Genomic DNA, 24,878 nt, shown 5'->3' on the forward strand with positions numbered 1-24,878 from the left:
GACCTCCGGCCCGCGCCGGACCGAACTCATCAGTAGCCTCGCCGTGCCCCTGCTCCCGGAGACCTCCTTGACCACCGAGACCGAGATCGACCCATTGGTCGCCGTCCGCCCGTTGGAACTCGCCGGCTCCGGGACTCCGCCCGGTGACCTGGGCGACCACCTCATCAGCGCGTACGGGTGGGAGCACGACCCGGACAGTACCCCCGAAGAACCCCTGCTCGTCAGCCCCTGCCGCCGCATGGCCCTGGAGCGCGGCGACTTCCCCCTCGGCCGCCGCATCCTCCAGAACCACTGGAAGCTCTCCGCCTACGACAGCGGGGAGCCGGACGCCACGGAGCTCTGGTGTGCCTGGTTCAGCCCCAGGACGCCGTACGAGCTCTCCCACGGTCTCGTCCTGGACGCCGCCGACCGACTCGACAGCGACCCAGCCACCGTCCTTGCCGACCGCAGGGCCGGCGACGACATCGCGCGGATCCTCTCCGACGCCGGATGGACGATCAAGCGGGGCCCCTGGCGAACGTTCATCCACTCACCCGGCGCCGCCACCCTCCTGGTGCCCTCCCACCCGGAACGCACACTCGCCTTCAGCCTGGGCAACACCAGCTCCGAGCTGGCGTGGGAGGTCATCGCCTCGCCGTGGACGCCTGAGGCGGTCCTGCGCACGGCAGCGGTGACGCTGGTCTCGAACACGGCGCTGCGCCGCCGCAGCGAGATCCCCGCCCATCACCTGGCTCGGGTCACGATCGAACCCGCCGCCTCCGCCACCCTGCCCCGGTGGCGCCCCCTGCTGGCGGACCCGAACCTCCCGCCCGACTTGGAGAACCCCCTGCCGACCACCCCCGCCCCAACCACCGCCGAACCACCGTGCGGAACCGGCCCCGAACCGGCCCTGGTCACCGTGACCCCCCGCCACTACGCCGGCCCCGGACAAGGCGGAGCCGAGCAGATAACAGCACATCTCACCTCCCTGGGCTGGACAACGGAGGCAAACTCGATGACCAGCCCGTGCGGCAGGCTCGGCCTCGCCTGGCCCGACGGCACCGACGACCGGACGCGGCAGAGCACCGCCTGGCGGGTCTGGGGTGCCCAGCACCGAGGAGCGAGCGTCGCCTGGCGCATCACCAGCGGCGACCTGGTCCCGCCCGAGCTGATCGCCGGCGTCGTCGACGAGGCACTCGCCATGCTGGAGGAAGCCGGACCGGATTCGCGCAGCCCGTTCCAGGCTGGTGTCCTCGGCCTGGGCTTTCTGCCCCTGGCCGAGGCCGGGTGGAAGAGCGCTGTCGCGCCCCGCGGGGCCGTCACCTTCCACTCACCCGACGGCTACGTCGCCGCCCACTGCGACGTCCCGACAGCTCTCCACGACCTGCGCGGCAAACCCGCCGCCCGCATCACGTGCCACCGCGTGCTCGGCCACTGGATAGCGGAGATCAGCGCGAACACCCCCTCACGCCTCGCTGCCGCCCTCTGCCGCGACCTCGCCTCCCCTGAACCCCTGCTGCGCAGCACCACCGGCCTCCACCTCGACGTGACCGACCGGAAGGTCGCCATCGTCACCCCGGTCACCGCCGACGGCCGGGCCACCCCGTCGGAGCGGCGGGCCGCCGCCCTCTCCGGCAGCGCGCCGACATCGGCTGCACCTACACCCAGCTCCCCGGCCACCACTGCCCCACCGCCCCTGCGGAAGCCCGTCCGCTGATCACCGGGGTGCGGTGCACCCGCCTGCGTCAACCCCTAGGAGGTTCCCCGCTTGACCAACCCCGCACCGCCCACCGCTACAGCACACGCCAGGCCCGGAGAGCTGCGGGCCAAGATCGCCCGCCTGCTGGCCGACCGGCCGGCAGACGCGCTCACCACCGGGCAAATATCCAAGGCGCTGGGCCACTCCAGCGGTGCCGTCGTGCAAGCAGTCGAGACGCTGGTGAAACGCGGCGAGGCCGACCGGATTGGCACCGGAAAGCAGTTCCGCGCGAACGCGAAGACCGCTGCAGCCGGGCGGACCCCGGTGATCAGTCCACCGGGAACCCACTCTCCCCGCGCTGCTGCGGCCACGGCCCGCACGACCGCTCCCGCACCCGCACCCGCACCGAAGCAGACCGGCCCGATCCGCCGCGCGGGGGGACAGCTCTACCACCCCCGAGAGCTGGCCGACCTTCCCGACGTCGAAGCGCTGGCGCGCCTACGCGACGCCGACATACCGGTGCTGCTCTACGGTCCCCCTGGCACCGGCAAGACCAGTCTGGTGGAGGCCGCTTTCCCCGACCTGCTCACCGTGGCCGGCGACGGCGACACCACGGTCGGCGACCTGATCGGCGAGTACACGCAGGACGATGACGGCAAGTACGTCTTCAAGTACGGGCCGTTGGTCGTCGCCATGCAGGAGGGCCGCGCCCTGCTGATCGACGACGCCACTCTGATCTCCCCCAAAGTGATGGCGTCCTTGTACCCGGCCATGGACGGACGCCGACAGATCCAGGTCAAGGCTCACAAGGGCGAGACCATCCAGGCCAAGGCCGGCTTCTTCGTCGTGGCGGGCCACAATCCAGGCGTCCACGGGGCGGTTTTGACGGAGGCGCTCGCTAGTCGTTTCAGCGTGCAGATCCAGGTCGGCACGGACTACGACCTGGCTCTGGCGCTGCGGATCGATGCCCGGGTGGTCCGGGTTGCCCGAAACCTCGCCAAACAGGTCGAACTCGGAGAGCTGGGCTGGGCCCCCCAGCTGCGCGAGTTGCTCAGCTACCAGAAGACGGAGGCCGTACTCGGTACCCGGGCAGCGCTCGCGAACCTGGTCGGAATCGCGCCCATCGAGGACCGCGACGCCGTCGCCGAGGCCGTCAGCAAGGCTGTCGGTGTCAGGCAGCTCGCGCCCCTCACCCTCGGCAAGCAGCTCTCCGCCGCGACCGCTCCAGCCGCCCGGCAGACCCCGGGCAGCACCGCCTCCGCGAACCGGGGCCGCCAGCGATGAGCGCCCACCACCACGTCCAGACCTCCGCCACCGCGCCCGACGACGCCGCCGACCTCGCACGCTGGGACGACGACGGCGCCCCGCCCGCGCGGCCCCGTACGTCGCCGGCCGCGTGGCTGCGCGTGGGAGCCGAGCTCGGCGACCGCCTGGTCGCCCTGTCCGGCCGCCAGGACCTGCTCGTCACCTGCCGCCCCGGCACCCGCAGCGGCGCACCGGCCGCGTTTTTCCCCGGACTGGGGGAGGTCGAGTTCGATGCCGAGCTGTTCGCCCCCCTCCAACCCCACGAAGTCCATCCGCGGATCGTGGGCGACGAGGAACGCTATCCCGCCGCATGGGGGGTGTTCGTCCACGAGGCCGCCCACGCGGCCCACTCCGTCTGGAAGCGGCCGGACGGCGCGGACCCGCGCGTCGTCGAGGCCGCGCTCCTGCTGGAGGAGAGCCGGGCCGAAGGCGCCCACCTGACCAGGCGTCCGATGGACCGCACGTACCTGCGCACCAGCGCTCGGACCCTGGTCATGCCCGACATCGCTAACCCGAGTTTCCAGGGCGTCGAGCACGCCGCCAGCGTGGCAGCCCTGATCCTCGGCCGCCGTGACGTCGGCATCCTGGATGCCGGCGAGACCCGAGCCGTCGCCGAACTGTGCGAACAGGTCCTGGGCGCCGACCTGTTGGCCACCCTCACCGGCATCTGGACCACAGCACACCGGTGCGCCGACCACGACGCCACCACCATGCTCGCGCACGCCCGGGACTGGTGCGAGGCTCTGGACGCCGCTGCACCGTCCCTGCCCGCCCCGCCGGAAGACCTCACCGATCTGTTGTCCGCTGCCGCAGGGGTCGTCATGGACAGCATGGCCGCCAACGACCGTGCCGACCTCGCGGCACAGGCCGCCGCGGACGACGCCGTGGCCACCCGGGCAAGGTCACAGGCCAAGGACCGTGCCCAGCAGGCCAGTCGGCGACGTCAGGCCGCCGCCACTGCGAAGTCGGTCTTCAACTCCGGCGGCGGAACCGTCAACGCCGACGGCACACCGGCGCCCTACGGCAACCCCGTCACCGGCACCCGCCGGCCTACCACCGCTGAGCAAACCGCTGCGGCGCGCCTGAGCCGCGCCCTTCGGGCCGCTGCCTATCGCGAACGGACCGAGGAGCGGACCACCAGCCCCACCCCGCCCGGCCGCCTCAACATGCGCCAGGCCCTCGCCCGCGACGCCCAGCGCGCCGCCGGCGCGGTGCCCACCGCAGAGCCGTTCACCCACACCCGCCGCCGCAACTCTCCCACCCCGCCGTTGCGGGTGGGGATCGCGGTGGACGTCTCCGGCTCCATGCGCGCCGCCTGCGGTCCCGTCGCATCCGCTGCCTGGATCGTGGCCCGTGCAGCGGCCCTGACCGACCCCGACTCCCGCACCGCCACCATCGCCTACGACACGCATCTGACCGCACTGACCAGGCCCAGCCACCGGGCGCCGGCGCGGGTGACGACGTTCGACGCCCGCGGCGCCAGCCACAACCTGGGCGACGCCCTCGATGCGCTCGACCATGGCCTCGACCTCAGCCTCCCCGGTGCCGGCCGCCTCCTGGTGATCGTCACCGACGCCAAGTACACCCCCGACGAAACCGCCAACGCGGTCACCCGCATCCGGCGCCTCACCACTGCCGGCTGCGCCGTACTCCAGCTCACCCTCGACAAGGAGTCCCGCCACCTACCGGGGACCACCTTGCTCCACCTGCCCCGGCCTTCCAGCGCCCCCGCCGCCATCGCGAAGGCGGCGACCGACGCCATCCGCAGGACACGCTGAGATGCCCACCGAGCCATGGGCGCGGCGGAGAACCGCCCCCGGGCCGGCGTTCGCCGCGGTGGCTGTGCCGCTCCTGCGGGCGGGGCCGGGGCAATCCGGTGCTCGGTGACCCGGTACGACTACCGGTGGTTGCCGGTGAAGGCGTGCGGGTCTGCGTCGGCGCAGCGAAGCTCGCCGATCTCCTGGGTCTTCGGCATGTTCGCCTGCGGCAGACAGCAACCCCTTGAAAGGACTACGCAAATCGGGGCAGTCCAAGTCAACATGGACGACCTCGCAGCGCCAGCCCGAAGGAGGGTCCTCCCCTGTCCGTCGTGATCTCCGCTCCCGTTGTCCGCGGCCTGCGTCCCGGCGACACCATCGCCCACCGCACCTGGCCGCTCGGCGAGGGCAACCCCAACGCCATCAGCGCCTTCCTCTACGAGCACGGCTGGTCCTGGGTGATCGACGCCGAGGGCGGCCTGCACGCCGCGTCGCCGTGCACCCAGGTCTACGTCGGCTACCAGCCGGACAACCGACACGTCGACACCTGGATCATCGCGCTGCACGGCACCGCCCGGCAACCCGGCTGGCGGGCCACCTTCAACCGGCACACTCCCGCCGAGCTGGTGATCGACCTTCTCACCTCCATGGTCGACCGCTCCATCCCCCGCCCGGCCACCACCTCCTCGTCGCCCTCCTGAAAGGACGCGCCATCCCTCGTACTCTCCGCCTGCCTGCCCGTCGTCGCCTCGCCCTCGCTGAGTACCTGATCAGCGCCGCCGCCGTGGGCCTGGCCCTCGACGCGCTGCTGCTCAGCGAGCACGCCGCCGTCCGCGTGGGGCTGCTCCTGATGACCCTCCAGTTGGTCGTCGCGCGGGCCCTGCTTGTCCGTGTCCCGGCCGTCGTCGAGCCCTCTGAGCGCCGGATTCCCCGGCAGCGCTGCCCGCACTGCTGACCACCGCCTCCTCGCACGCCGCCGCGCCCCGGCCCGGCGGCCCAGTCATCGACGCACCCCGCGTCGAGCACCGCGACCACGGAGGCCCGTTGGAACCCGAGACCCTCGACCTGCGCGGTGACCGCGTCGGCAACATCGCCCGCGCGTTCGGCACCGCCTACGGTCCCGCGAACAGTGCGGGTGAGCGGACCCGCTACCACGTGCTGGCCTACCTCGCCCCCTCCGACCGTTACCTGCTGGCCGTCGGCGGCATCGACGGCGGACACGGGCGGCCCCATCCCCGCGAGGGCTACTGCGGGTGGAGCGATCCCGGCCAGCTCGCCGAACTCGTCGTCGCCCACCCGATGCGCGCCGACGGTGGTGGTCGAACCTTCTGCCACCACCACGTTGTCCCCGGCAAATCCGAGCGCCCGTGCGGGATCTGCCGAATCCGCCCTCCCCGTACCGACTGCGACTTCTTCTCCCAGCCCCGCTAGGCTCCCCTGCCCCAGGAGGTTCTGTGACCACCAACCCGAACATCTCCCGCCGCGGCCTGCGCGACGTGGCGGTCGTGTTCATCACCCTCACCGCCCTGTCCGGTGCCGTCGCCGTCGTGGCGGGCCTGCGCCACGACGGCGCATGGGCCGCCGTTGAGCTCGCCGCGTGCGGGGTGTCCACACTCGCGCTGCACCGCGTGAGCAGATGGCTCGATGCCGACGCCGACCGCGCTGTGCTCGCCGCACTGGCCTCCGGTGCGGCCACACCTAGCGATCTTGCCGCCAACCTCGGCCTGCGGGTCGCCGTCGTACGGCTCAGCCTTGCCCGGCTGCTGAGCTCCGGCCAGGTCGAGAGGGACGGGCGCGGCTTCGCCCGCCGCCACGATCGGTAGGTGCGGCGCCCCGCTGGGGCAACGGCGAAGGGGCGGCACCGCGAGAAATCGCGGTGCCGCCCCTTCGTGTCGTTTCGCGGAGTCCACCCGAGCCGGGTCACGGACCGTCCGAGCGCCGACCGCGGCTACGGCCCGCCGGCTCAGTTGAGGTACATCCCCGCCCAGGAGCCGTCGTAGCCGGTGGAGGCCATGGCCGTCTCGAAGTCATCCCACGCGGCGGTGGGCGTCGAGTAGTGCTGCTCGAAGTACTCAACCGTCAGGTCGTCCTCGAGCCACTCGTGACCGCAGCGGCAGCGGACGAAGACATGCCGCCGGATGCTGAGGAGCAGCCAGTCGCGGCCGGCCTTGCACTCCTCGCACGTAATCACGGTGCCGCGGGGGTTCAGCTCGTCGTGGTGCGGGACCGCCCGGATCACGGGCTTGTCCTGGGAGAGGGTGGGGAAGTCGGGGATCGAGAACTCGATGCGGTCGAGCGGCGGGAGATCAGTCGGCTCGGTCGGGTCGTTGGGGCCATGGCCGTTGTGAGGTCTCGGCGAATCCGACAAGTACAGCCCTTTCGTAGAGATAGCGCATTAAGCCATGCGATGGTCGAATTTATTCCCGAAACTGCCAGCCGTTGCGGGACTGTGATGTCTCGCCTTTCGTCGACCGCTGCGCGGAGTCCGCCGGTTCTGCGTGTTGGCGAGCGCCCGATGTCACCTGCGGGGTACTCGGGGTGGGGCGGGCAGTGTGTGTTCAGCGCGCAGGACCTGCACGACGAGGGCGGAGGCCGCCATGGAGATTCGAGGTGAACGCGCTTCCGCAGCGGCGGTACGGCTGGCCAGCGCGGTGGAGACGGCGGCACCGCGCAGGAGGGCCGCGAGGGCCGGGCCGGTTTCGCGCCAGGTGTCGATGGTCGACCACAACTCCGCGTTGCGTTCCTCCACCGCAGCGGTGTGGCCGGGCTCGATCGGTGCCCCGTCCGGCCGACTGTGGCGCTGCAGGGTGGGCTTCCACTCGTCGAGGATCCGGTTGGCGTCCTCGAAGGCGCTGGCCAGGGTGCGCAGGTAGTAGCCGGCATGGTCGGCTTCCCGCCCGGGCGGCAGGCGCCGGTGGGCGGCGCGGCCGTCTTGGAGGAGGGCGTCGGCGTGGGGCAGGACCCGCTGGAGGTGGGCGAGCGCGGCGGCGTCGCGGCGGACTTTGCCGTCTTCGTAGAGCTGCTCGTCGAGCGGCCAGCCTTCTTCGTCGCAGAGGCCGTCGGAGATCGAGTCCCAGTGGTCGAGGGCCTGTTGGGCTCCGTGGAGGGCTTCTTCGAGGACGGCCAGCCGGTGGCGGGCCTGGAGCCGGTCGTGGAGGGGCAGCAGGGTGTGCTCGATGTCGGCTGCTGCGGTCGCCGGGTCGGCGGGGACGGAGAGTTCGAGTTGTTCCCCACCGACCACGTGCTGAGTGTAGGAGTTGCCGTCGGTCATCGCGGTCGAGCGGATCGTGTAGCTGTGTCCGCTGTTGTGCTGCTCCTCGACCACGAGGAGTCCGATCGGGCGGTCGGGGCTGGTGAGGACGGAGGCGTTGCGGAAGTCGGCGAACCGGATGGGGCCGAGGGCGAGCAGCGAGACGATGTCGGGCCATGTCCGCATCGAGGTGCTGGTGGTGCTCGGCCGTCCAAGCGCCGGGGAGGCGGGCGGCGAGGGCGGTGGCGTAGGAGGGGATGTCCACGTTCCTGTTCTCGGTGGTCGGCTTAGGTGTGGGGGTGTCGGCGGCGCGGGCGAGCGGATACGGTCGCGGGGCGGGCCCGGCGCGAGCAGTGCGCCAGGCCCGCCGCCGGTTAGGCGGTCAGCCCTCGGTCGGGACGGGGTCGACCGCGATGTCGAGCAGTCCCTCGGCGTGGGCGAGGTGCTCGTGGACCTGGGCCGCGTCGGCGCCGGTGACCACCAGGTGCCCCAGGCGCGCGGTGCCGAGGTCGCCGACCGGGGGCAGGAGGACCTGTCGGCCCGGCTCGCACTCCCACACCAGGCGCTCCAGCCAGGCGGGGTTGCCCAGTTCGGGGCGGGGGCGGGCGGTGCGGACGGTGCCGGAGGTGGCCGGGTGGAGGAAGCGGACGCCGGCGGCGGCCGAGCGGGTGGGGGTGAGGTCGGGTTCGCGGCCGAGGGCGATGTCGGCCGCCGCGGCGGCGAGGTCGATGCCGGTGGCGAGCCGTACCAGGTGTCCGATGAGGTCTCCGCCGATGCGACCGTTGACCTCGATCAAGCGGGGGCCATCGGCGGTCAGGCGCATCTCGACGTGGGAGACGCCGGAGTTCATGCCGAGGGCGTCCAGGGCGGCCTCGGCGACCGGGCCGACTTGGGCGAGCAGCGGGTCGCCGGCGGACACGACGTGGCCGACCTCCTCGAAGTGGGGCTCGGGTCCGAGTTCCTTGCGGGTGACGGCGACGGCGGTGGTGATGCCGTGCACAGTGACGCACTCGACCGAGATCTCGGGGCCGGCCAGGTACTCCTCGACGAGGATGCCGCTGCCCTCCTCGCCCTGGTCCTCGGCCCGGCCGCTGGCGTAGGCGAACGCGCCCGGCAGGTCGTCGGCGTTCTCCACCTTGATCACGCCGATGCTGCCCGCGTGCGCGCTCGGCTTGAGGACCACGGGGTATCCGATGCGGCGGGCCGCACGGGCGGCGGTCACCAGGGAGGTGACCCGGATCGACTGGGCGGACGGCACACCCTCCGACGCCCACACCGCCCGCGAGGCGGATTTGTTGCGGCAGGCCGCGGCGGTGGCCGAGGACTGCCCGGGCACGCCGAGGTCGGCGGCGACGTGCGCGGCCGGCACCAGCGCGTACTCGTCCCACGTCACTACACCTTTGACGGTGTGCCGCTCTGTCAGGCGGGCGACCGCCCAGCGCAGCTGCTCCAGGTCGCCGAGGTGGGCCACCTCGTGGTCGCGGACGTAGTCCAGCTGCCAGGTCGGGTCGGTGGCGTTCACCAGGACCAGCGGGCTGCGGGCGGCGGCGGAGGCGAGGCAGTACGACCTGTACGCCCGATCTCCCGTGCCCAGCACCAGGAGAACCCCCTCGTCGTGGATGTCGTTCGTCGGGGTGTCGGTGGGAGTCATGCTGGTCCTTCCGGTTCGTGGCGGCGAGGCGGGCTGGTCGGCGGGTACGGCGGTGTTCACCAGCCGGCCGCCGTCGGCAGGAACGGGGCGGCCTGGTCTCCCAGGCGCTTGGACAGCCGTCGCAGCGCGCGTTCGGTGGCGGGCTGGTGGCCGATCAAGTGGACGACGGTGCGCAGGATGCGCGGTCGGTAGCCGAGGCGGAGCTTCGCCAGGTGGTTGGCGCGGCCGGCGTCGATGAGGATCGCGCCCTGGTCGATCGCCCAGCGGGCGGACTCGCACATCAGCCAGGTGTAGACGAGCGGGGCGAGGGAGTGGTCGTAGTCGAGGCCGGACGCCCAGAGGTAGAGGCAGCCGTCGTACAGCCAGCCGTAGATCCCGCCGACGAGGCGGCCGTCGTGGCGGGCGGCGAGCAGGACGGTGCCGGGTACGGCGACCAGCTGCTCGAACATGTCGAGTCCGTACAACCTCGTTCCGTGGCGGTCGGCGGTGCCAGCGGCCAACGGGGCGAAGGCGGGGACCGCGTCGAGGATTCCGCAGCTGGTGGTGAGCGGGTCGAGGACGAGGCCGGCTTCGGTGCCGCGGCGCCAGCGGCGGCGGATGTCGCGACGCTGGCGGGAGGGCACGCCCTGCCACCACTGGTCGAGGGTCGGTCCGAGGATGCGGGTCCAGGCGACGTCGGTGGCCAGGTCCAGGACCTGTCCCGCACCGGCGGCGCGGGCGGCGGCGATCAGCCGGTCGGTCTGGTCCTGGTCGAGGCCGGGGTGGACGAGGGCGCTGGCGCCGAGCCGGGCGGCGAGGTCGAGGCCGGCCCGGGTGGTGGTGACGGCCATCGCAGCGGTCGCGATGCCGGCCCCGCTGTACTCGGCGTGCGGGCTCCCGGCGTAGAGGACTCGGCCGGGCCACACCGGGGGGACGTCGGCGTCGGTCTCCTGGCTCGTCCAGTACGGGGAGCCGTCCGCGGTGGTGAGGAAGAAGGGGACGGTCTCGGCGTCCCCGGTGGCGGGGTCGGCCAGGTGGAGGTGGTGGTGTTCCAGGACCCGCTCGGTGGTCAGCGTCGACCAAGCGCGCGCCCAGGCCCGGGTGCGGGAGGGGTGCAGTACCCGCCGCGTGTCGGCCGGGGCGTCGTCGGGATGTTCGTACCAGCGGGCGGTGACCTGGGGTACGTCGGTGCGGGGCAGGGTCATGCGGTGGCGGTCTCCGAGGGGTTGGGGGTGGGTCAGGCGGCTTCGGCCCGGGCGGCCTCGTCCTGGGCGGCGGGCTCGGCGGCCGGGTGTTCGTAGGTGTGGCGGTGCCGGTGGAGGCCGACGAGGCAGAAGGCGGTGGCGACGGTGACGGCGACGGCACCGGCGAACAGCAGGGCGCGCACCCCGCCGACGGGGACGACGGCGACCAGCAGGCCGGCCAGCGGGAGCGGGGCCAGGACGAGCAGGACGCAGACCGCCAAGGTCGCGCCGAAGCGCCGGGCGGGGATCAGGCGGGCGCGGGCGGTGCGCAGGGCGACCGTCGCGGCGCCCTCGGCGGCCATCAGGGTGGCGACCGCCGCGGTGCAGGTGACCAGGGTCGGCGCGATGGCGGCACCGGCGGCGGCTGCGCAGGTGACGACGGAGGAGGTGAGGATCACCGGAAACAGGCCGTACCGGTCGATGGCCGGCTTCGCGGCGAGGACGGCCAGCAGGGAGGCGCCCGCCGCGACGCTCCACACCAGGCCGGTGGCGGCGGTGCTGCGGCGCAGGTCCCGGGTCACGGTGATCGGGGTGGACACCTGCAGGAGGCCGGACAGCAGGTTCGCGGCGGCGAGCGTGGCGACCAGCCAGGCGAGGGCCGGGGTGCCGAGCACGCCGTTCAGACCGCCGGCCAGGGCGTCGCGGGCCCGCTCACGGTACTCCTCGGTGACCAGCCGCAGGCGTACGCGCGGGGTACGCATCACCAGCGCCATGGTGATGGTGACGGCGGACAGGACCGCCACGGTGGCCAACAGAAGCGCCGGACCGGCGAGCAGCAGCGCGCCGCCGATCAGCGGGCCCAGCAGGGCGGCGCTCTGGTCGATCGCGGTGAATCGCGACTGCACCCGGTGCGCCTGGGCACCGGCTCGCCTGCTGGCTTCCGACCCGAGCGACTCGACCGCGAGGAAGCTGCCCTCGGCCAGCATGCCGGCCACCACGCCGAACAGAAGGACGACGGGCACGCCGAGCCCCAGGCTCATCCCCACCAGGGTGAGCAGGGCAGCCCCTCCGCGCGCCAGGCTGGTCGCCAGGACCGCGGTCTGCGGGCTGCGCCGGTCCACCAGCGGGCCGCCGAGGACGATCGCGGCGAGCCGGGGCAGCCACTCCAGCAGGAACGCCGCCCAGGTCCACATCACCGAGCGGGTGAGGGTGAGGACAAGCAGCGGTACGGCGTAGGTGATCACCGAACCCGCGAGGGCATCGGTGCCGCGCAGCACGTAGCAGCGCAGCAGCCAGTCCCGGTCGCCCTGCGGCGCCCGGCACTGGGCACGCTCGGCGCGGTCGCCGGGCTCCGTGAACGGGAAGACGGACATGCTGCTCCTGCTGGCGGTCGGCGGCTGGGTGGTGAGCCCGCCGACGGAGCGTCAATTGCGTCCGTCGGCGGGCGAACAGCCAGACTCGGTGCTCTCCGGCCCGACGCATCGCGCCGATCTTGTGCTATGAGCCCGGCCACGCCGCGAGTCACTCGTTCGACGGCACTGCACCGGTTCCCGACCAGTTGTCAGTACGGGATGGAATCATCGGCCGCGTGTCCATACCTTCGCGGACAGGAAGCATCTACTCGTTAAGCGATCCCCGAGATGGGAAGATCCGCTACATCGGGCAAACCAGGCAGCCCTTGCCAAGGCGCAAGGAGCAGCACATCAACGATCCGACAAACCCCGCCATGGGCGTGTGGATCGGCATCCTGGTCGGACAAGGGCTCGAGCCCAACATCAGCCAGGTGATTCGGGTGCCCGTCGAGGATCTCGATCGGGCCGAGAAGGAACAGATCGAGCTTCACCACCGCAGGGGGCATCCTCTCCTCAACGGTGAGCACAGACGCCGCAACCTCAAGCCGCTGATTCGTAGCGAGCAGATGGGCGCCAGCGTGCGACCAGCTGCAGTGGCTCCCCATGCCGAGGCGTCGCCGGAATCGGAAGCGTCCGTCGCGCAGAAGGACGACCCGAGCAACCCCCTCGGCCTCCGCCCCGATGCCCTCAGCCGGTTCCAGCGCCGCGCCGAGCAGCACATCCAGCTACCTGCGAACCGGATTCGGCTCGGTGTGTTCCTCCTCGATGCCGGATGGCTGCTGGGCCTGTGGCTGGCAATGACCCTCCGCTTCTGCTTCCGAGAGATGCGCACCCACTACAGAAACAGCAAGACCCTCCGATGGACGGTGTTGCTGGCCCTGTGCGCGGCGTCCGTTCCTCTCGATCCAGGATTGCGCGCCTTCGTTCGCGACTACGGCACGTCGCGGTTGCCGATCGCCAGCGTGCAGAGCATGTGGCACACCTATTTCGAGCACTTCGCCCTCGGTGCGCTCCGGGTCGCGGAGATCACGGTGGCGATCGGACTCGGCGGCTCCTTCCTTCTCTTCGCCGTGACGTACAGCGAGCAGATCAAGCTCGCACGCGCGGCCAGAGCCCGGAGAGCCAAGGCGAAGAAGGAGAAGCAGAAGGCGGAAGCGGCCGCACGGCCGAGACCCGGCAGGGTGGTTGCAGACCTGGACGGTGCGCTGATCTACGCGATCCCTGCCTCGCCCGAGGTAGCCAGCATGCTCGGTTCTCCAGGGCTTAGCTGATCATCGTCGGTTCGCGGTGTGCCGACGGGGCGGGTTCAGCGCCGACTGTTGCGGGCGTGACGTCCGGGCGCGGGTGCCGGAGCCCCCGGCCCCGCGGCCTTAGTCCGGGCGCCGGGCGTCTCGGTTTTGGCCGAGGGTGCGGCCGACAGCTTCGCGATCCGGCGGACCCGCCAGACCATGACGGCGGCGACGGAGTCCGCAGTGTCGAGTTCGCGACGGTTCCGGGCCTTCTCCAGGAGCGCGGCCGGGTCATGGCCAGCTGCCTCGGCCTCGGCCAGGGTGGCGGCGAGCGCGTCCCAGTCGCTCCCGCCGTGCTCGCCGGCGCCCGCGTCGGGTAGCTTCGCCCGGATCACCGCGTCCTGCCGCTCGCGCACCGACGAGGGCAGGGAGCGTCCCCGTGCGGCCATGGCCGCCATCGGGCGGGCGGCCACCGTGGCGTACGCCGCCCGCAGCTGCTCGGCCGCCGCGCTGGCGGCGGCGGCCTGCTGGGCGTGCGAGCGCGCGGAGTGCCACCGGGCAGAGGCGATGGCCAGCAGGATCAGGGCCGACAGCAGCATGGCGGTCACACCGCCGTCCTCGGACCTGTTCCCGGCGTAGCCGCTGCTGAGCATCTGGCGGGCAGCTGCTCGCACCGCCCGGTTGTCGGCCCGCTCGGCACGCACGTGGGAGCGCGACGCCCGCTCGAACGCCCTTGCCGCCGAGAGGAGTTGTGAACGGGTGTCGGCCGGGGCGCGGACGGCCAGCACGTCGATGATCTCGATCGCGCCGACCAGCTGCGCTGCTGCGTCCTCCTCGCTCCCTTCTTCGATGGTGCGGGTGGCGTCGTCGACCGCGGCAGCGGCGTCCCGGCGGGCGCGGGCGGCCCTGGAGCCGGGCACGCGGGCCTTGCCGGTGGCCGGGTCGCCCTGCTCGGCAGTGCTCGCCCCGTCGGCCCGGACGCCGCCGCTCAGCCGCTTGCGGATGCGCGGGAGGGAGAGGTCGGGCGCCAATTTCGAGCCGGGGAAGTAGACCGGGTCGCCCTTCCCGTTACGGTCGTCCGGGTCGGCGACCGAGTAACCCAAGGTGTCGCCGGACGGTCCGATCTTCCGCTGCACCAGCAGGCCGGCTGCGGCGAGGCGGTCGAAGAACTCGGCTTCGGTCTGGCAGCCCGCGACAGCGCGGCGGACCTGGTCCCGCAGCTGGAGGCGCACGGGTTCCGGGCGCCCGAGCCGCTCAGCCTTGTGGGCTTCCGCGCTGCTCGGGCGCTTGGCGGCGGTCTTGTCGCCGGGGTTGAGCTGCTTGAGGCCGAAGTCCTTCTCGATCTGCCGGCACTCGTCCTGGGCGCGCTGGGCGTCGCCGTTGAGGCGGGCTTGGCGACCGTCGCCGCGTACGACGGTGGCCATGATGTGGATGTGGCGCGGGTCATGGCGGACCGCGATCCAGCGGCATCCGTCCGGATCGTCGGGGTCAGCAATGCCGGCCGCGGCAACAACGCGCCGGGCGACCTCGGCCCACTCCTCGTCGGAGAGCAGCCGGTCGTCGGGGTCCGCACTGACGGGGCAGTGCCAGACGTGCTTCTTCGGCCGCCTCGGTCCGAGCTGGCTGACCCGAAGGTCCAGGACCTGCTCCAGCTGCTTCAGGTTCGCTGCGGGGTCGCGGCCAGGGTCGGGCGCGAACCCGTCGAAGGACGCCACCAGGTGCGGGTCGAAGTGCTCGTCATGCTTGCCGGGGCCGTACAGGTAGGCCAACAATCCGTACGTTTTGCTGCCGCGGCTGATGTCAGGGACCAATTGGTCCACCGGCGACCAGCTGTGCGGCGGCGGCGTCGACCGCAGCGACCGCGGTGCGAACGGCTCCGAGCGTTGGGGCAAGCTCCGACGGCTGGACGTAACCAGCTGCGTTGAGACCGAACACCAGCTGGTTCAGGTTGTTGCCGACGCGGGCGAGCTGCGCGCGGGAGGCTGCGAGTTCGTCGACAGCTCGGTCGAGGCGGTCTTGGGGGTCGCGGTCAGCAGGTGTTCCGCGAGCGGCGCTGATGGCGCTGGTCGCGAGGAAGCGGCCGACGGTGACGGAGCGGGCAGCGGCGGCAGTGTCGATCTCGGCTTTCTCGTCAGTGTTCAGACGCACGGTCAGCTTGCACGCGCGGCTCTGGGGGTCGCGGTGGCGGCGGCGCGGGCGGCGCGCGGGCGGCGCGTCGGCAGTCGACTCGGTGGCGTCGTTCAGCGACTCGATCTTCTCCTCCTCCTTCTTCCTCCCGGCACCCCCTGGTGCCGGGAGACCGAGGACGAGTCGAGCGCCCCCGCTCGACTCGTCCTCGGTCTCCCTCGCCCCCCTCCTGGGGGCGAGGGCAAGTGCCAAAGGCGGGCGTAAGCCCGGCTTTGGCGATAGCTTGCTGCGCCGTAGGGGCCAAGCGGTCAGGCACCGAACTGCGGTACGCGGCAAGAACTTTGGCCAGATCAGACGGCGGCGCCCTCCAGTTCGAGCTTGGCGTCGAGGAGCACTCCGAGCCCGTAGTCCATGACCTCGATCGGGCCTTCGAGGACGACCTTGGGCCCGTGTGCGGTGCGGCGAACGAGCCAGCTTCCGTCGTTGGCGGCGGTGGCGGTGCGGACAAGGCGCTGCTCCAGGAGGAGGCGCATCAGAGCGTCGGGGGTGGTCTTCGGTGTGGTGGTGCTGGTCATGGACGTTTCCTCGGGAGCGAGTTGGGCGTGGGGCGGGAGTGGTGTGCGACGGAGTTTGATGGGCGCGCGGAGCCGGGCGGGGAGGTCGGCGGAGGTTTGGCGTCGGTGTCCTCGATCATCCGGAGCAGCTTGCCCATGCGCTCGTTGCTGATGGAGTAGCCCTCCTCGCGGAGTCCAGCGGCCACGACCTCCCGGTTGGTCCGGCCGGCCCGAGCGGCGGCCTTTCGGGCAACAGGCACCAGCACCTCCAACTTCACCCGGGCCCGTCCGGTCGTCGAGGCCGGACCGGACGGACCCGACACCGGGACCGGACCGGACGGACCCGACACGGGGACCGGACCGGACGGACCCGACACCGGGACCGGACCGGACGGACCCGACACCGGGACCGGACCGGACGAGCCCGACGCCGGAGCCGGACCGGACGGACCCGACGCCGGAGCCGGACCGGACGGACCCGACACGGGGACCGGACCGGACGAGCCCGACGCCGGAGCCGGACCGGACGGACCCGACACCGGGACCGGACCGGACGGACCCGACGCCGGAGCCGGACCGGACGGACCCGACACGGGGACCGGACCGGACGGACCCGACGCCGGGACCGGACCGGACGGACCCGACGCCGGGACCGGACCGGACGGACCCGACGCCGGAGCCGGACCGGACGGACCGCTGACCAGCCGAAGACGCGCTTGGTCCGCAAGAGCCTGCGCGTGGTGGAGTTCCGGAGTATCGGACCGGGTTCGGCGGAGGCGGGTACGCCACCAGGACCGGATCTTTCCCGGCTCGTCGATCCGCTCCGTCTGGGCCGACAACATCTCGCTGTCGTCCTCCGGGGCCGCCAGCTCGCTGTCGGGCACGGTAGGAGCGTGCCGCGAGATCATGATGTAGAGGTGGGTGGCGCCGGCCAGACCCAGTGGGGCAAGCGTGCTCAGTGCCCCGACCGCGGCGCTCTGCAGGTGGAACGCGCCGTACGCGGGCCGCTGCTGGTTGAGGGTGATGGCGTGGAGCGCGTTCGCCCATATGGAGACGCTGGTCGCTCCCGAGAAGAGGCTCCAGGTGTAGAGGCGAGCCGTCCATTTCGCCTCGCGAAGCAGGACGAGGGCTCGCACGCCGTAGGCGATGAAGCCGTCCACGACCAGCGGGAAGGCGTAGGTCAGCGGCTCGCGCACCTGGATGGCCTCGGCCGTCTGCTGCAAGGCGTCGTAGGAGAGGCCGAAGCCGGCCGCACCGAGCAGTCCGATTCCGGCGACGTCCCAGCCGGACATCTGTCGCGTGCGCGGCTCACTCACGCCGCCACCGCCGTGGTCACCGGCGTGAAAGCGGCGGCGATGCGCTGTTCGCGCCGCAACAAAAAGGGCTGCTTCTCGATCTGGGCGCGGGCCTCGCGCACTCGGGTGAGTGCGCGCTTGCGGCCGATGCCGAGCACCGGGGCCCAGATCCGCAGGTCGCGGTCGAGGATGGCGGCGACCACGCAGACGCTGTGCTTCTCCTGCCGGGAAAGGTGGACCGGGCGGCCGTTGAGCGCAGCTACGACGCGGTCTTCCTCCCAGCGGCCGACGGTGCTGAGGCGGTGCAGCACAATCCGCTCGCTCTCGACGAGGCCGCCGCGGATCCCGTACCGGTCGTTGGTCTCCAGCGCTTCGGTGAGGCAGTCGTCGCTGACGGGGCAGCTGCCGCACAGGGCCTTGGCGGCCCGGGTCTCTTCGGCCTGGTTGGGCAGGGGGTAGAAGGAGTCAGGGGCGCCGGTGCCGGCGCAGGCGGCGCGCTGCACCCAGGTGTTGTCGCGGCGGCGGGTGGCGATCGAGGTGATGGTGGACACGGGGTTGGTTCTCCGGGTGGGTCCGCGGGCAGGGCGCGGAGGTTCGAGGGGCGGGCCGGCGCAACCGGGGGCGGTCGCGCCGGCCTGTCGGTGGCTAGCGCGGGCGGGGGCCGGAGAGACGGGGTGCCGTCTCCGGACCTCTGGCCAGCGTTCTGATTCGCCGGTCGACTGCCGGGCTCGTCCTGGAGTCCGCGCGTGCGCTCGGGCGGCTGGCCTGCAGCTGGGCCAGGGCCCGCAGGTAGCCGGGCGAGGCGTCCTCCCGGGTCTTGATCTTGGGCTCCGTCGCGGGGGCGTCGTTGCGGGTGGCCGGTCGGGCTTCCGTGGCGGCGGGGACTAGGTGGCTGCCCAGGACTCGGATGCTGCGCAGGATCGTTTCTCCGTTGGCCTGGTTGAGCGTTGCGACGAGCGCCGGGGCGAGGGTGCGGACGTGCGTCGCGTAGGCCGGAGATTCGGCGCGGACGTCGAGGCGGCCCGTCTGGTGGTCGAAGCTCACCGCGGTGACGTGGTTGGCGAGTTCGCCGACGGCGGCCGGCCACAGGTCGAGCAGTCCGCCGCCGGCCAGCGGCTCCTGCCAGGCCTGCTGGACCATCAGGTCGGACAGGGCCGCGCCGAGGCCCACCGGGTCGGCCCGGCCTCGCCTGGGCGCGGTCGTCCCCCCGACGGCCTTGGCCTTCACCACGCTGTCGCCGCGCTTGGCGGCGTCGGCGCGGGCTCGGCGCAGGGCGAGGCGGGCGAGCTCGATCCCGGTGGCGGGCTGGTGGTCGGTCATCGTACTGTTCCCGTTCGGAGGTGGCTGGTGGTGGCGCGGAGGCGGAGGACCCGCTCGACGAGGTCTCGGCCGTAGATCTGCTCGGCCTGCTCCCGGCCGGCGATGGCCAGGGCTGAGGTGACCAGGGAGGGTCTGCCGCTGAGGTACTGGCGCCACGCCGTGGTGCGGGCTTCGCGGTGTTCCGCGTTGGTGGGCTGGTCGTCGAGGGCGACCAGCGGCTGGCGGCCGATCTCCCGTGCTCTCGCCCAGGCGCCCTGGACGAGGGTTCGGACTGCGGTGCTGCGCGGCGTCTGCCAGGTGCCGGCCCACTCGGTGTGGCGGTCCCGGGTGGCCTGCGGGGAGTCGCGCCACCAGGCGACGATCGCCTCGCGCTTGGCCTCGGTGTCGTACAGCAGCTCGGCTCCGGCCAGGCGGGCGGTGAGGAAGCCGACCGGGCGGTGGATCCGGGTGGCCGGGGTCCGCTGGGCGAGCACGGCGACGACCTGGTGGGCGGTCCACCCCGCGTCTGCGAGGTGGCGCACGGCCCAGGCGACCCGCGGGACCGGGCTGCTGCTGAGCCAGGTGACCTGCTGGACGAGCTCGAGGCCGAGCTGGTGGCGGCGACCTACCTGGTTCAGCCGGCGGCGGGCCTTCCGTCCTCGATGGGTCTGCTGGTCGTTCCCGTTTCCGAAGTCGTTCTCAGAGGGGTTGTTGGTAGGTGCTGCAGGAGAAGACGTGACAGCACCGACCCCCATTGGGGTGCAATGGGAGGAGGCCAAGGAGGAACGGGAACCGGCCTTCCCGGGGGTGCGCCGCTTGGTCCGTCGGACCGTTCGGGCGGCCTTCTTGCCCAGCTGGGCGAGGGCGCGACGGCCCTCGTCGGTGCCGACACCGACGACCTTGCGGATGAACGACTCGGACTCGGTGGTCCGCAGGCCGATCTCCTCGTCGAACTTCGCGGGGATGGTGCGGACGAACTCGGAAGCCCGGCCGCCTACTTGGCGCACACGGCTGCCCTTCCTGGCGTAGCTGAGCAGGCCGCACTCGCGGAGGATGGACAGGTGGTACTGCACGGTGCGCTCGGAGAGCTTCAGCATCCGCACGAGGTAGCCGACGCCGGGTCTGCACGGGGTGAGCTGGGCGAGCATCTGGGCGATGCGGATCGTGGTGCGGCCGAAACGCGGGCCGTGGGAACGGGCCGGCGCGTGAGCCTGGGTGTCGGAGACCCAGTGGACGGCCTGCATCCACGTGTAGGTGTCCGGCGCGATCCGGCCAGTGGTGGTGGATATCCACTGGGCGGGGTCGGGGACATGCAGGCTGGGGCCGCCTGTCGCCGTCCCCGGGTTCTGCGCTTCGGGGGCGCAGGCGGGCAGGGGGGCACTGGGCACGGGAGTCCTGGTTTCGCGGGCACGGGCGGCCGGCACCCAGTGGCTGTCGGGGTGCGGCGGCGGGTGCGGTGAACTCGGCGCGCGGCGGAAGAGGGCTTCGACGGCGCGTCACCGGTTGAGAGGGAGGCGCCGCGCTCGGGCGCGGCAGCACGGCCTCGCCCCGTGGAGCGGGGCAGGGCTGGTCACCCGACGTCGCGGAGGTGGTGCCTCGTGGTCGCGGAGGTCGGGCCTTCGGGGTGGTACGGGGTCAGGCCGCCATCGGGGTGGCGTCGGCGGCCACGGCGGTCAGGCGCCCGGTGGCGAGGTCCAGCTCGTGGACGTTGCGGGGGTCGAGGCCGGGGAAGCGCTGGACGATCCAGCGGGCCGCGGCCTGTCGGTAGGCGAGCGGCTGGCGCACGGCCCGGCCCTGGGCGTCGAATACGCCAGCGGTGCGGGGGTAGCCGGCCGATCCGGTGTCCAGGCGGACGACGGCGACGTCGGGGTCGAGGAGGCTGGCGAGGATCTCGACGAAGGAGGCCGGGGCGGTGGCGATCTCGGTGCTGTTCGGTCGCGAGGGCGACCCGGCTGTACCCGTATAGGTGGGCATGGGAGACTCCTGGGCAGGTGGAGCAGATCGGCCGCGTGGTGGAAACAGGCTGGCCGGCTGCTTCGGACGTGTTCCGCGGCCTCGGCGGGTGGCATCAGGGAGCTGGAATCTCCCGGAGGCCCGCCGAGGACGGCCCGTGGACGCGGCCCGCGCAGCGATCTGCCGCTCGTTCCCCCTCCGCCGATCACCGCGCCACAGGGCCGAACACACCCCCTGACCAGGCAATCGACAGTTAACTGTCCGTCGGGTGCGATCAACGTACACCAAAAAGTCGACCATGGGGATAGTTAACTGTCGATCGAGATGTGCATCCGAGCACCATCGGGCACTAAAGTGTCCGCATGGGACGATCTGACACGGAGGGCCGCCAATGACTGAGGCCGCGAGAGAGGGTGTTGCGCGGATCGCTACCGTCTTCAACTACCTGCTGGACAACCGCCACCCTCAGGAGCGGGGGCCCTATTCGATCCCCGAGATCGCCGCAGGCACGGGCGTCAGCGAGAGCACGCTCAAAGGAATGAAGGCCGGCGGGAACGATAACCCCAAGATCAACACGCTCATCGCCGTCGCGAAGTTCTTCGACGTGCCACCGGACGTCTGGGTGACCGACAAGCCGCTGGCCGAGGTCCTGGTCGACCGCGATCTCCACAACGCCATGCGCGACGCCGGCATCGAGGCGATCGCCCTGCGCAGCAAGGACCTGAACGCGACGAACCGCAAGCTCGTCGCGGACATGATCACTGTGGCGCGCAAGTCCCAGGGGCTAGAGCCCGAGGAGCCCAGCTCGCCCTGAGCCGCCCTGAGTCGCCCACCCAAGCGGGCGCTTTATTTTTGAACGACTTCTATGCGCATAGACTCGCTCGCAGAGTCTGTGCGCATTTCCACTTCCCGCTGCACCGCCCCGAAATGTGGGCGCCGATGCGCCATGTCCGCAGAACTGAGACGCAGATCACGAGCCCACTTGACGTGGGCACGGGGAATCACTTTCGGTGATGAACTAACTCCCCGTCACCTTTCCTCGCCCTGAAGATTCGCGCACTCCAATCGGCTACGCGTTGCACACCGGCACGTTCTGTTACGACACGAAACAAAGCCCATAGAGCCCGCCGAGCCCCCCTTGGCCCCATGAAGATCATTAACGGAAACGATCTTCAAACGTGCGTCTACGATCATCCCCGTCACGACCGCGATACAGCCCGTCGCCACGAGTGCAGACCGGCCCAAGATCATCTCAGGAGGGGATCGTGCATGCGGCATGCGAGAAGCGCATCGGCGAACTTCTCCCGCTCCTACCTCACCGCTTCACTGAGGGTGAGCTGGTTCAGGCAGTCTCCACACTGATCGGCCGTGCCATAGTCGTGGAGCCACGCGACATGAAGGGGAATTTCGCCTGCGGCCTCCGGGAGAGATATTCGGACCACGAGGTCATCTCCTTCGAGAGGAACACATCACCGCTCCACCGAATCCAGATCATCGCTCACGAGCTCGGCCACATCCTCTGGGGACACAAGGGTTCGATCAGCCTCTCCGATATTCCGTCGGACGAGGAATTGGCGGACATGATCGACTGGTCCGTCCTCGGAATATCTGCCCGTACGTCCTACGACTCGCAGGAGGAGCAGGAGGCCGAGCTGATGGCGACCCTCATCATCCAACGGATGTATCGCGCCACCGTGATGCCCGCTCAGCGCCCCACCGCCGCCGACGAGCGGTGGAACGCGATGTTCACCTGACCGAAAGACCAACCATCATGATCCGCCTCATTACGCTCGGGCTCCCTGCCCTTCTTGTGGCAGCCGCCCTGTTCTGGATTCGCCCACGCCGAGACGGCCGAGCACGGCCGGCCCATTCCGGCAGCACGATCACGATGCTGCTGGCATGGGCTGTAGCAATTGTGGGATTCCACCCAAGCGTGCAGGACGCGGCGGACGGCGTAACCCGCGACCTCGCGAAGCTGGTCAGCAACACCTTGATGCTCATCGCGAGCATCAGCGTCGTCTCGTGGCTCATGTTCCTCAACCACGAGCCGACCGAAGCCCGCAGACGGCTCCGGCCCCGACTGGCCTTCCTCGGCGTGGCGGTCGCCGTGATGACGGCCTCCTTCTTCGCGGTCCCCGCAGACCGCCGCTGGAGCAGCGAGTTCACGAACACCCACTGGGGGCAGGCCCCCGTCCTCCTGCACGTCTACACCCTCGCCTACGTGCTGGTCATGGGCCACGCCACCTACGACTGCTTCACCCAGACCTGGCGCCGCAGCAGCCAGTCGCCCTGGCGGGTCCACCGGGCCGGGCTTCGCGGAGCGGCGATCGGCTGCTTCTTCGTCCTGTTCTACCTGGCGTACAAGGTGGTCAACTCCGCTTCGTCGATCCTCGGCATCGAACTCTTCCCGGGCGGTCCCCGCTGCACCTCGCCGATCACGCCGTATCGCTGCGCGTTCTCGTTCACCGCGCCGCTGATGGGCGTGCTGCTGATCACCGCCGGGCTGACGGTTCCGGCCCTGTTGTGGCCGGCCGCCAAAATGCTGCGCCGACGATGGGAACGCAAGACCACTCAGGACCTGCTGCCGCTGTGGACGGAGCTGACCGCGGTGCGTCCGCAGGTTGTCCTGCGCGCCGTCGTCATCGGCACCGACCCGGACGTCGTACTGCACCGCCGGGTGGTGGAGGTATGCGACGGGATCCTCGATCTGGACGCCTACCGCTCACCCGCGATCGCGCGGCTGGCTGCCGAAGCCGTCGCCCGCCGCGGCCAGGACGGCACACCGGCCGGCGCCGCGATCGTCGAGGCGTCCATCGTCGCCGCCGCGATCGAGGCGGCCCGTACCGGCGCCCGGCCCCATAGCGAACCTGCCCCGCAGGCATCCGGCGAGTCCGCCCGCGCGGGGGACCTCCGCGCCGAGGCGCTGTGGCTACGCTCGGTTGCTCAGCAGTACGCGACCTCCGACATCGTCCGCACCGCCGTAGCCGCCCAGCGGCAGACGGCGCTCGAAGCGGCATAGGGAAAACGACCATGCCCTCCTCGCCCTTCGCCGACCCGGCGTTCTACGCTGACCGCTACCCCATCTACGCCGCCCTACGGACGTCCTCCCCGGTCCTGCAGGTGTCCCTGGACGGCGGATCCTCCACCGCGACCGTCATCACTGGCTACGACGAGGCGCGACAGGCGTTCACCCGCCCGTTGTCCAAGGACGCCGCCGCGTTCTTCGCGGGCAAGCCCTCCGGTCGATCGCTCCACCCCGCCGTCGCCCGCACCATGCTCACCGCCGACCCACCCGAGCACGCTCGGCTCCGTCGGCTGGTGAGGAAGGCGTTCACCCCGGCCCGGGTCGACGGGCTGCGCCCCTACATCCGAGCGCTCACCGAGCAGTTGGTCGGGAACTGGGGGCCCGGTACCGAGGTCGACCTTGTCGAGGAGCTGGCTGGCCCGCTGCCGGTCACCGTCATCTGCCAGCTCCTCGGCGTACCGACAACCGACAGGGACTCGATCAGGGCCTGGTCGACCGACCTGTTCGCCACCGGCGACCACCAGCGGATCGACGCGGCCTCCCACGCCCTGGCCGGCTACATGGCCGGGCTGATCGAGGCCAAGCGCGCCCACCCGGAAAGCTCGCTGCTCTCCGACCTGATCTCGGTTCACGACCAGGACGAGGACCGGCTCAGCGAGGACGAGTTGCTCTCGCTCGCCGTGCTGCTCCTGGTCGCCGGCCACGAGACCACCACCGCGGCGATCGGCAACTCCGTGCTGGCGCTGCTCCAGCACCCCGCCGAACTGGAGCACCTGCGCACCAGCCCGCACTGCATCGCCGACGCCGTCGACGAACTGCTGCGGTACGACTCCCCGGTCAGCATCGCCACATGGCGGTGGGCGCCCGAGGAGGTCGACCTCGCCGGGCACACGGTGCCCGCCGGCAGCCCGGTCTTCGTGTGCCCGGGCGCCGCCAACCGCGACCCGGCGAAGTTCCCCGACCCCGACCGGCTCGACCTCGGCCGTGCGAACGCCAACAGCCACCTCGCCTTCGGCCACGGGATCCACCGGTGCCTGGGCGCACCGCTGGCCAGCGCGGAGGTCGAGATCGTGCTCTCCGTCCTCCTGTCGCACTCCCCCGGCCTTCGGCTGGCCGTCCCGGCCGACCAGCTCGTCTGGCGGCAGTCTCGGCTGGTCCGCGGCCTGGTCACCCTGCCGGTGCACGTCTAGGTGCCCGCGTGTGCGGGGACGGGGAATCCTCCTCGCCCCCGCACACGGGC

The 24,878-nt window shown here is 71.6% G+C and carries 26 protein-coding genes; 13 read left to right on the forward strand and 13 right to left on the reverse strand.

The genetic code is table 11. The features are described from left to right. Window positions 1–67: 67 nt before the first annotated feature. The 7 genes from ACI1MP_RS10185 to ACI1MP_RS10215 all read left to right on the forward strand — a co-directional run bounded on the left by ACI1MP_RS10185 (window position 68) and on the right by ACI1MP_RS10215 (window position 6,563). Window positions 68–1,696, forward strand: coding sequence for a DUF317 domain-containing protein (locus ACI1MP_RS10185; protein WP_404868430.1), 1,629 nt, complete (start codon window positions 68–70; stop codon window positions 1,694–1,696). 114 nt (window positions 1,697–1,810) lie between these two features. Further along, complete coding sequence (locus ACI1MP_RS10190) at window positions 1,811–2,962, forward strand: AAA family ATPase (protein ID WP_404870795.1); 1,152 nt, start codon at window positions 1,811–1,813, stop codon at window positions 2,960–2,962. After that, window positions 2,959–4,761, forward strand: coding sequence for a hypothetical protein (locus ACI1MP_RS10195; protein ID WP_404868431.1), 1,803 nt, complete (start codon window positions 2,959–2,961; stop codon window positions 4,759–4,761). The genes ACI1MP_RS10190 and ACI1MP_RS10195 overlap by 4 nt, the downstream gene beginning before the upstream one ends. A gap of 311 nt (window positions 4,762–5,072) precedes the next feature. Further along, window positions 5,073–5,441, forward strand: a complete 369-nt coding sequence (locus tag ACI1MP_RS10200; RefSeq protein WP_404868432.1) for a DUF317 domain-containing protein — start codon at window positions 5,073–5,075, stop codon at window positions 5,439–5,441. A gap of 83 nt (window positions 5,442–5,524) precedes the next feature. Continuing rightward, the gene (locus ACI1MP_RS10205) at window positions 5,525–5,695 is read left to right on the forward strand and encodes a hypothetical protein (RefSeq protein WP_189277789.1); all 171 of its coding nucleotides are present in this window, start codon (window positions 5,525–5,527) and stop codon (window positions 5,693–5,695) included. Window positions 5,696–5,784: 89 nt separating this feature from the next. After that, window positions 5,785–6,171: a hypothetical protein gene (locus ACI1MP_RS10210; RefSeq protein ID WP_404868433.1), complete on the forward strand. Its 387-nt coding sequence runs from the start codon at window positions 5,785–5,787 to the stop codon at window positions 6,169–6,171. Between the two features lie 23 nt (window positions 6,172–6,194). Continuing rightward, window positions 6,195–6,563, forward strand: coding sequence for a hypothetical protein (locus ACI1MP_RS10215; protein WP_404868434.1), 369 nt, complete (start codon window positions 6,195–6,197; stop codon window positions 6,561–6,563). Between the two features lie 140 nt (window positions 6,564–6,703). Here the strand turns inward: ACI1MP_RS10215 and ACI1MP_RS10220 are convergent, their stop codons facing one another. From ACI1MP_RS10220 to ACI1MP_RS10240, 5 genes are all read right to left on the reverse strand, one after another. Further along, window positions 6,704–7,108, reverse strand: a complete 405-nt coding sequence (locus tag ACI1MP_RS10220) for a hypothetical protein (RefSeq protein WP_404868435.1) — start codon at window positions 7,106–7,108, stop codon at window positions 6,704–6,706. A 150-nt stretch (window positions 7,109–7,258) separates the two neighbouring features. Next, window positions 7,259–8,176 (reverse strand): hypothetical protein, encoded by a 918-nt coding sequence (locus tag ACI1MP_RS10225; protein WP_404868436.1) that lies wholly within the window; start codon window positions 8,174–8,176, stop codon window positions 7,259–7,261. Window positions 8,177–8,372: 196 nt separating this feature from the next. Further along, the gene (locus ACI1MP_RS10230; protein WP_404868437.1) at window positions 8,373–9,641 is read right to left on the reverse strand and encodes an ATP-grasp domain-containing protein; all 1,269 of its coding nucleotides are present in this window, start codon (window positions 9,639–9,641) and stop codon (window positions 8,373–8,375) included. A 56-nt stretch (window positions 9,642–9,697) separates the two neighbouring features. After that, window positions 9,698–10,825: a GNAT family N-acetyltransferase gene (locus ACI1MP_RS10235; RefSeq protein ID WP_404868438.1), complete on the reverse strand. Its 1,128-nt coding sequence runs from the start codon at window positions 10,823–10,825 to the stop codon at window positions 9,698–9,700. Between the two features lie 32 nt (window positions 10,826–10,857). Then, window positions 10,858–12,177 carry an MFS transporter gene (locus tag ACI1MP_RS10240; RefSeq protein WP_404868439.1) on the reverse strand — a complete coding sequence of 440 codons (1,320 nt, stop codon included), beginning with the start codon at window positions 12,175–12,177 and terminating at the stop codon, window positions 10,858–10,860. Between ACI1MP_RS10240 and ACI1MP_RS10245 the strand changes: the two genes are divergently transcribed. After that, entirely contained in the window at window positions 12,176–12,307 is a 132-nt protein-coding gene (locus ACI1MP_RS10245; RefSeq protein ID WP_404868440.1) for a hypothetical protein, read from the forward strand. The genes ACI1MP_RS10240 and ACI1MP_RS10245 overlap by 2 nt on opposite strands. 85 nt (window positions 12,308–12,392) lie before the next feature. After that, the gene (locus ACI1MP_RS10250; RefSeq protein WP_404868441.1) at window positions 12,393–13,427 is read left to right on the forward strand and encodes a hypothetical protein; all 1,035 of its coding nucleotides are present in this window, start codon (window positions 12,393–12,395) and stop codon (window positions 13,425–13,427) included. 35 nt (window positions 13,428–13,462) lie between these two features. On the opposite strand, the gene ACI1MP_RS10255 is transcribed toward ACI1MP_RS10250, so the two are convergent. The 8 genes from ACI1MP_RS10255 to ACI1MP_RS10290 form a co-directional block, all read right to left on the reverse strand. Then, complete coding sequence (locus tag ACI1MP_RS10255) at window positions 13,463–15,157, reverse strand: relaxase/mobilization nuclease domain-containing protein (protein WP_404868442.1); 1,695 nt, start codon at window positions 15,155–15,157, stop codon at window positions 13,463–13,465. 28 nt (window positions 15,158–15,185) lie between these two features. After that, the gene (locus tag ACI1MP_RS10260; RefSeq protein ID WP_404868443.1) at window positions 15,186–15,764 is read right to left on the reverse strand and encodes a plasmid mobilization protein; all 579 of its coding nucleotides are present in this window, start codon (window positions 15,762–15,764) and stop codon (window positions 15,186–15,188) included. Window positions 15,765–15,862: 98 nt separating this feature from the next. Beyond that, window positions 15,863–16,087 carry a hypothetical protein gene (locus tag ACI1MP_RS10265; RefSeq protein ID WP_359817097.1) on the reverse strand — a complete coding sequence of 75 codons (225 nt, stop codon included), beginning with the start codon at window positions 16,085–16,087 and terminating at the stop codon, window positions 15,863–15,865. Further along, the gene (locus tag ACI1MP_RS10270; RefSeq protein ID WP_404868444.1) at window positions 16,084–17,382 is read right to left on the reverse strand and encodes a DUF2637 domain-containing protein; all 1,299 of its coding nucleotides are present in this window, start codon (window positions 17,380–17,382) and stop codon (window positions 16,084–16,086) included. The genes ACI1MP_RS10265 and ACI1MP_RS10270 overlap by 4 nt, the downstream gene beginning before the upstream one ends. Continuing rightward, complete coding sequence (locus ACI1MP_RS10275) at window positions 17,379–17,912, reverse strand: WhiB family transcriptional regulator (RefSeq protein WP_404868445.1); 534 nt, start codon at window positions 17,910–17,912, stop codon at window positions 17,379–17,381. Before ACI1MP_RS10275 ends, ACI1MP_RS10270 begins: the two co-directional genes overlap by 4 nt. Before the next feature lie 94 nt (window positions 17,913–18,006). Continuing rightward, window positions 18,007–18,681, reverse strand: a complete 675-nt coding sequence (locus tag ACI1MP_RS10280; protein ID WP_404868446.1) for a DciA family protein — start codon at window positions 18,679–18,681, stop codon at window positions 18,007–18,009. Continuing rightward, the gene (locus ACI1MP_RS10285; protein ID WP_404868447.1) at window positions 18,678–20,048 is read right to left on the reverse strand and encodes an ArsR family transcriptional regulator; all 1,371 of its coding nucleotides are present in this window, start codon (window positions 20,046–20,048) and stop codon (window positions 18,678–18,680) included. The genes ACI1MP_RS10280 and ACI1MP_RS10285 overlap by 4 nt, the downstream gene beginning before the upstream one ends. A gap of 247 nt (window positions 20,049–20,295) precedes the next feature. Beyond that, window positions 20,296–20,634: a hypothetical protein gene (locus tag ACI1MP_RS10290; RefSeq protein WP_404868448.1), complete on the reverse strand. Its 339-nt coding sequence runs from the start codon at window positions 20,632–20,634 to the stop codon at window positions 20,296–20,298. Window positions 20,635–21,004: 370 nt separating this feature from the next. On the opposite strand from ACI1MP_RS10290, the gene ACI1MP_RS10295 reads away from it, so the two are divergent. From ACI1MP_RS10295 to ACI1MP_RS10310, 4 genes are all read left to right on the forward strand, one after another. Next, entirely contained in the window at window positions 21,005–21,427 is a 423-nt protein-coding gene (locus ACI1MP_RS10295) for a helix-turn-helix domain-containing protein (RefSeq protein ID WP_404868449.1), read from the forward strand. A 451-nt stretch (window positions 21,428–21,878) separates the two neighbouring features. Beyond that, entirely contained in the window at window positions 21,879–22,367 is a 489-nt protein-coding gene (locus ACI1MP_RS10300; RefSeq protein ID WP_404868450.1) for an ImmA/IrrE family metallo-endopeptidase, read from the forward strand. A gap of 17 nt (window positions 22,368–22,384) precedes the next feature. Further along, complete coding sequence (locus ACI1MP_RS10305; protein ID WP_404868451.1) at window positions 22,385–23,632, forward strand: MAB_1171c family putative transporter; 1,248 nt, start codon at window positions 22,385–22,387, stop codon at window positions 23,630–23,632. An 11-nt stretch (window positions 23,633–23,643) separates the two neighbouring features. After that, entirely contained in the window at window positions 23,644–24,828 is a 1,185-nt protein-coding gene (locus ACI1MP_RS10310) for a cytochrome P450 (protein ID WP_404868452.1), read from the forward strand. Window positions 24,829–24,878 lie beyond the last annotated feature (50 nt).

It is taken from the genome of Kitasatospora griseola (genome assembly GCF_044999035.1).
Classification (GTDB): Bacteria; Actinomycetota; Actinomycetes; order Streptomycetales; family Streptomycetaceae; genus Kitasatospora; species Kitasatospora griseola.

What these genes read in the sequence shown, in the direction of transcription:
- ACI1MP_RS10195 (WP_404868431.1), top strand. Translation starts at nt 2,959, where the DNA reads ATGAGCGCCCACCACCACGTCCAGACCTCCGCCACCGCGCCCGACGAC.
- ACI1MP_RS10225 (WP_404868436.1), bottom strand. Translation starts at nt 8,176, where the DNA reads ATGCGGACATGGCCCGACATCGTCTCGCTGCTCGCCCTCGGCCCCATC.
- ACI1MP_RS10230 (WP_404868437.1), bottom strand. Translation starts at nt 9,641, where the DNA reads ATGACTCCCACCGACACCCCGACGAACGACATCCACGACGAGGGGGTT.
- ACI1MP_RS10235 (WP_404868438.1), bottom strand. Translation starts at nt 10,825, where the DNA reads ATGACCCTGCCCCGCACCGACGTACCCCAGGTCACCGCCCGCTGGTAC.
- ACI1MP_RS10245 (WP_404868440.1), top strand. Translation starts at nt 12,176, where the DNA reads ATGCTGCTCCTGCTGGCGGTCGGCGGCTGGGTGGTGAGCCCGCCGACG.
- ACI1MP_RS10240 (WP_404868439.1), bottom strand. Translation starts at nt 12,177, where the DNA reads ATGTCCGTCTTCCCGTTCACGGAGCCCGGCGACCGCGCCGAGCGTGCC.
- ACI1MP_RS10265 (WP_359817097.1), bottom strand. Translation starts at nt 16,087, where the DNA reads ATGACCAGCACCACCACACCGAAGACCACCCCCGACGCTCTGATGCGC.
- ACI1MP_RS10280 (WP_404868446.1), bottom strand. Translation starts at nt 18,681, where the DNA reads ATGACCGACCACCAGCCCGCCACCGGGATCGAGCTCGCCCGCCTCGCC.
- ACI1MP_RS10290 (WP_404868448.1), bottom strand. Translation starts at nt 20,634, where the DNA reads ATGCCCACCTATACGGGTACAGCCGGGTCGCCCTCGCGACCGAACAGC.
- ACI1MP_RS10295 (WP_404868449.1), top strand. Translation starts at nt 21,005, where the DNA reads ATGACTGAGGCCGCGAGAGAGGGTGTTGCGCGGATCGCTACCGTCTTC.
- ACI1MP_RS10305 (WP_404868451.1), top strand. Translation starts at nt 22,385, where the DNA reads ATGATCCGCCTCATTACGCTCGGGCTCCCTGCCCTTCTTGTGGCAGCC.
- ACI1MP_RS10310 (WP_404868452.1), top strand. Translation starts at nt 23,644, where the DNA reads ATGCCCTCCTCGCCCTTCGCCGACCCGGCGTTCTACGCTGACCGCTAC.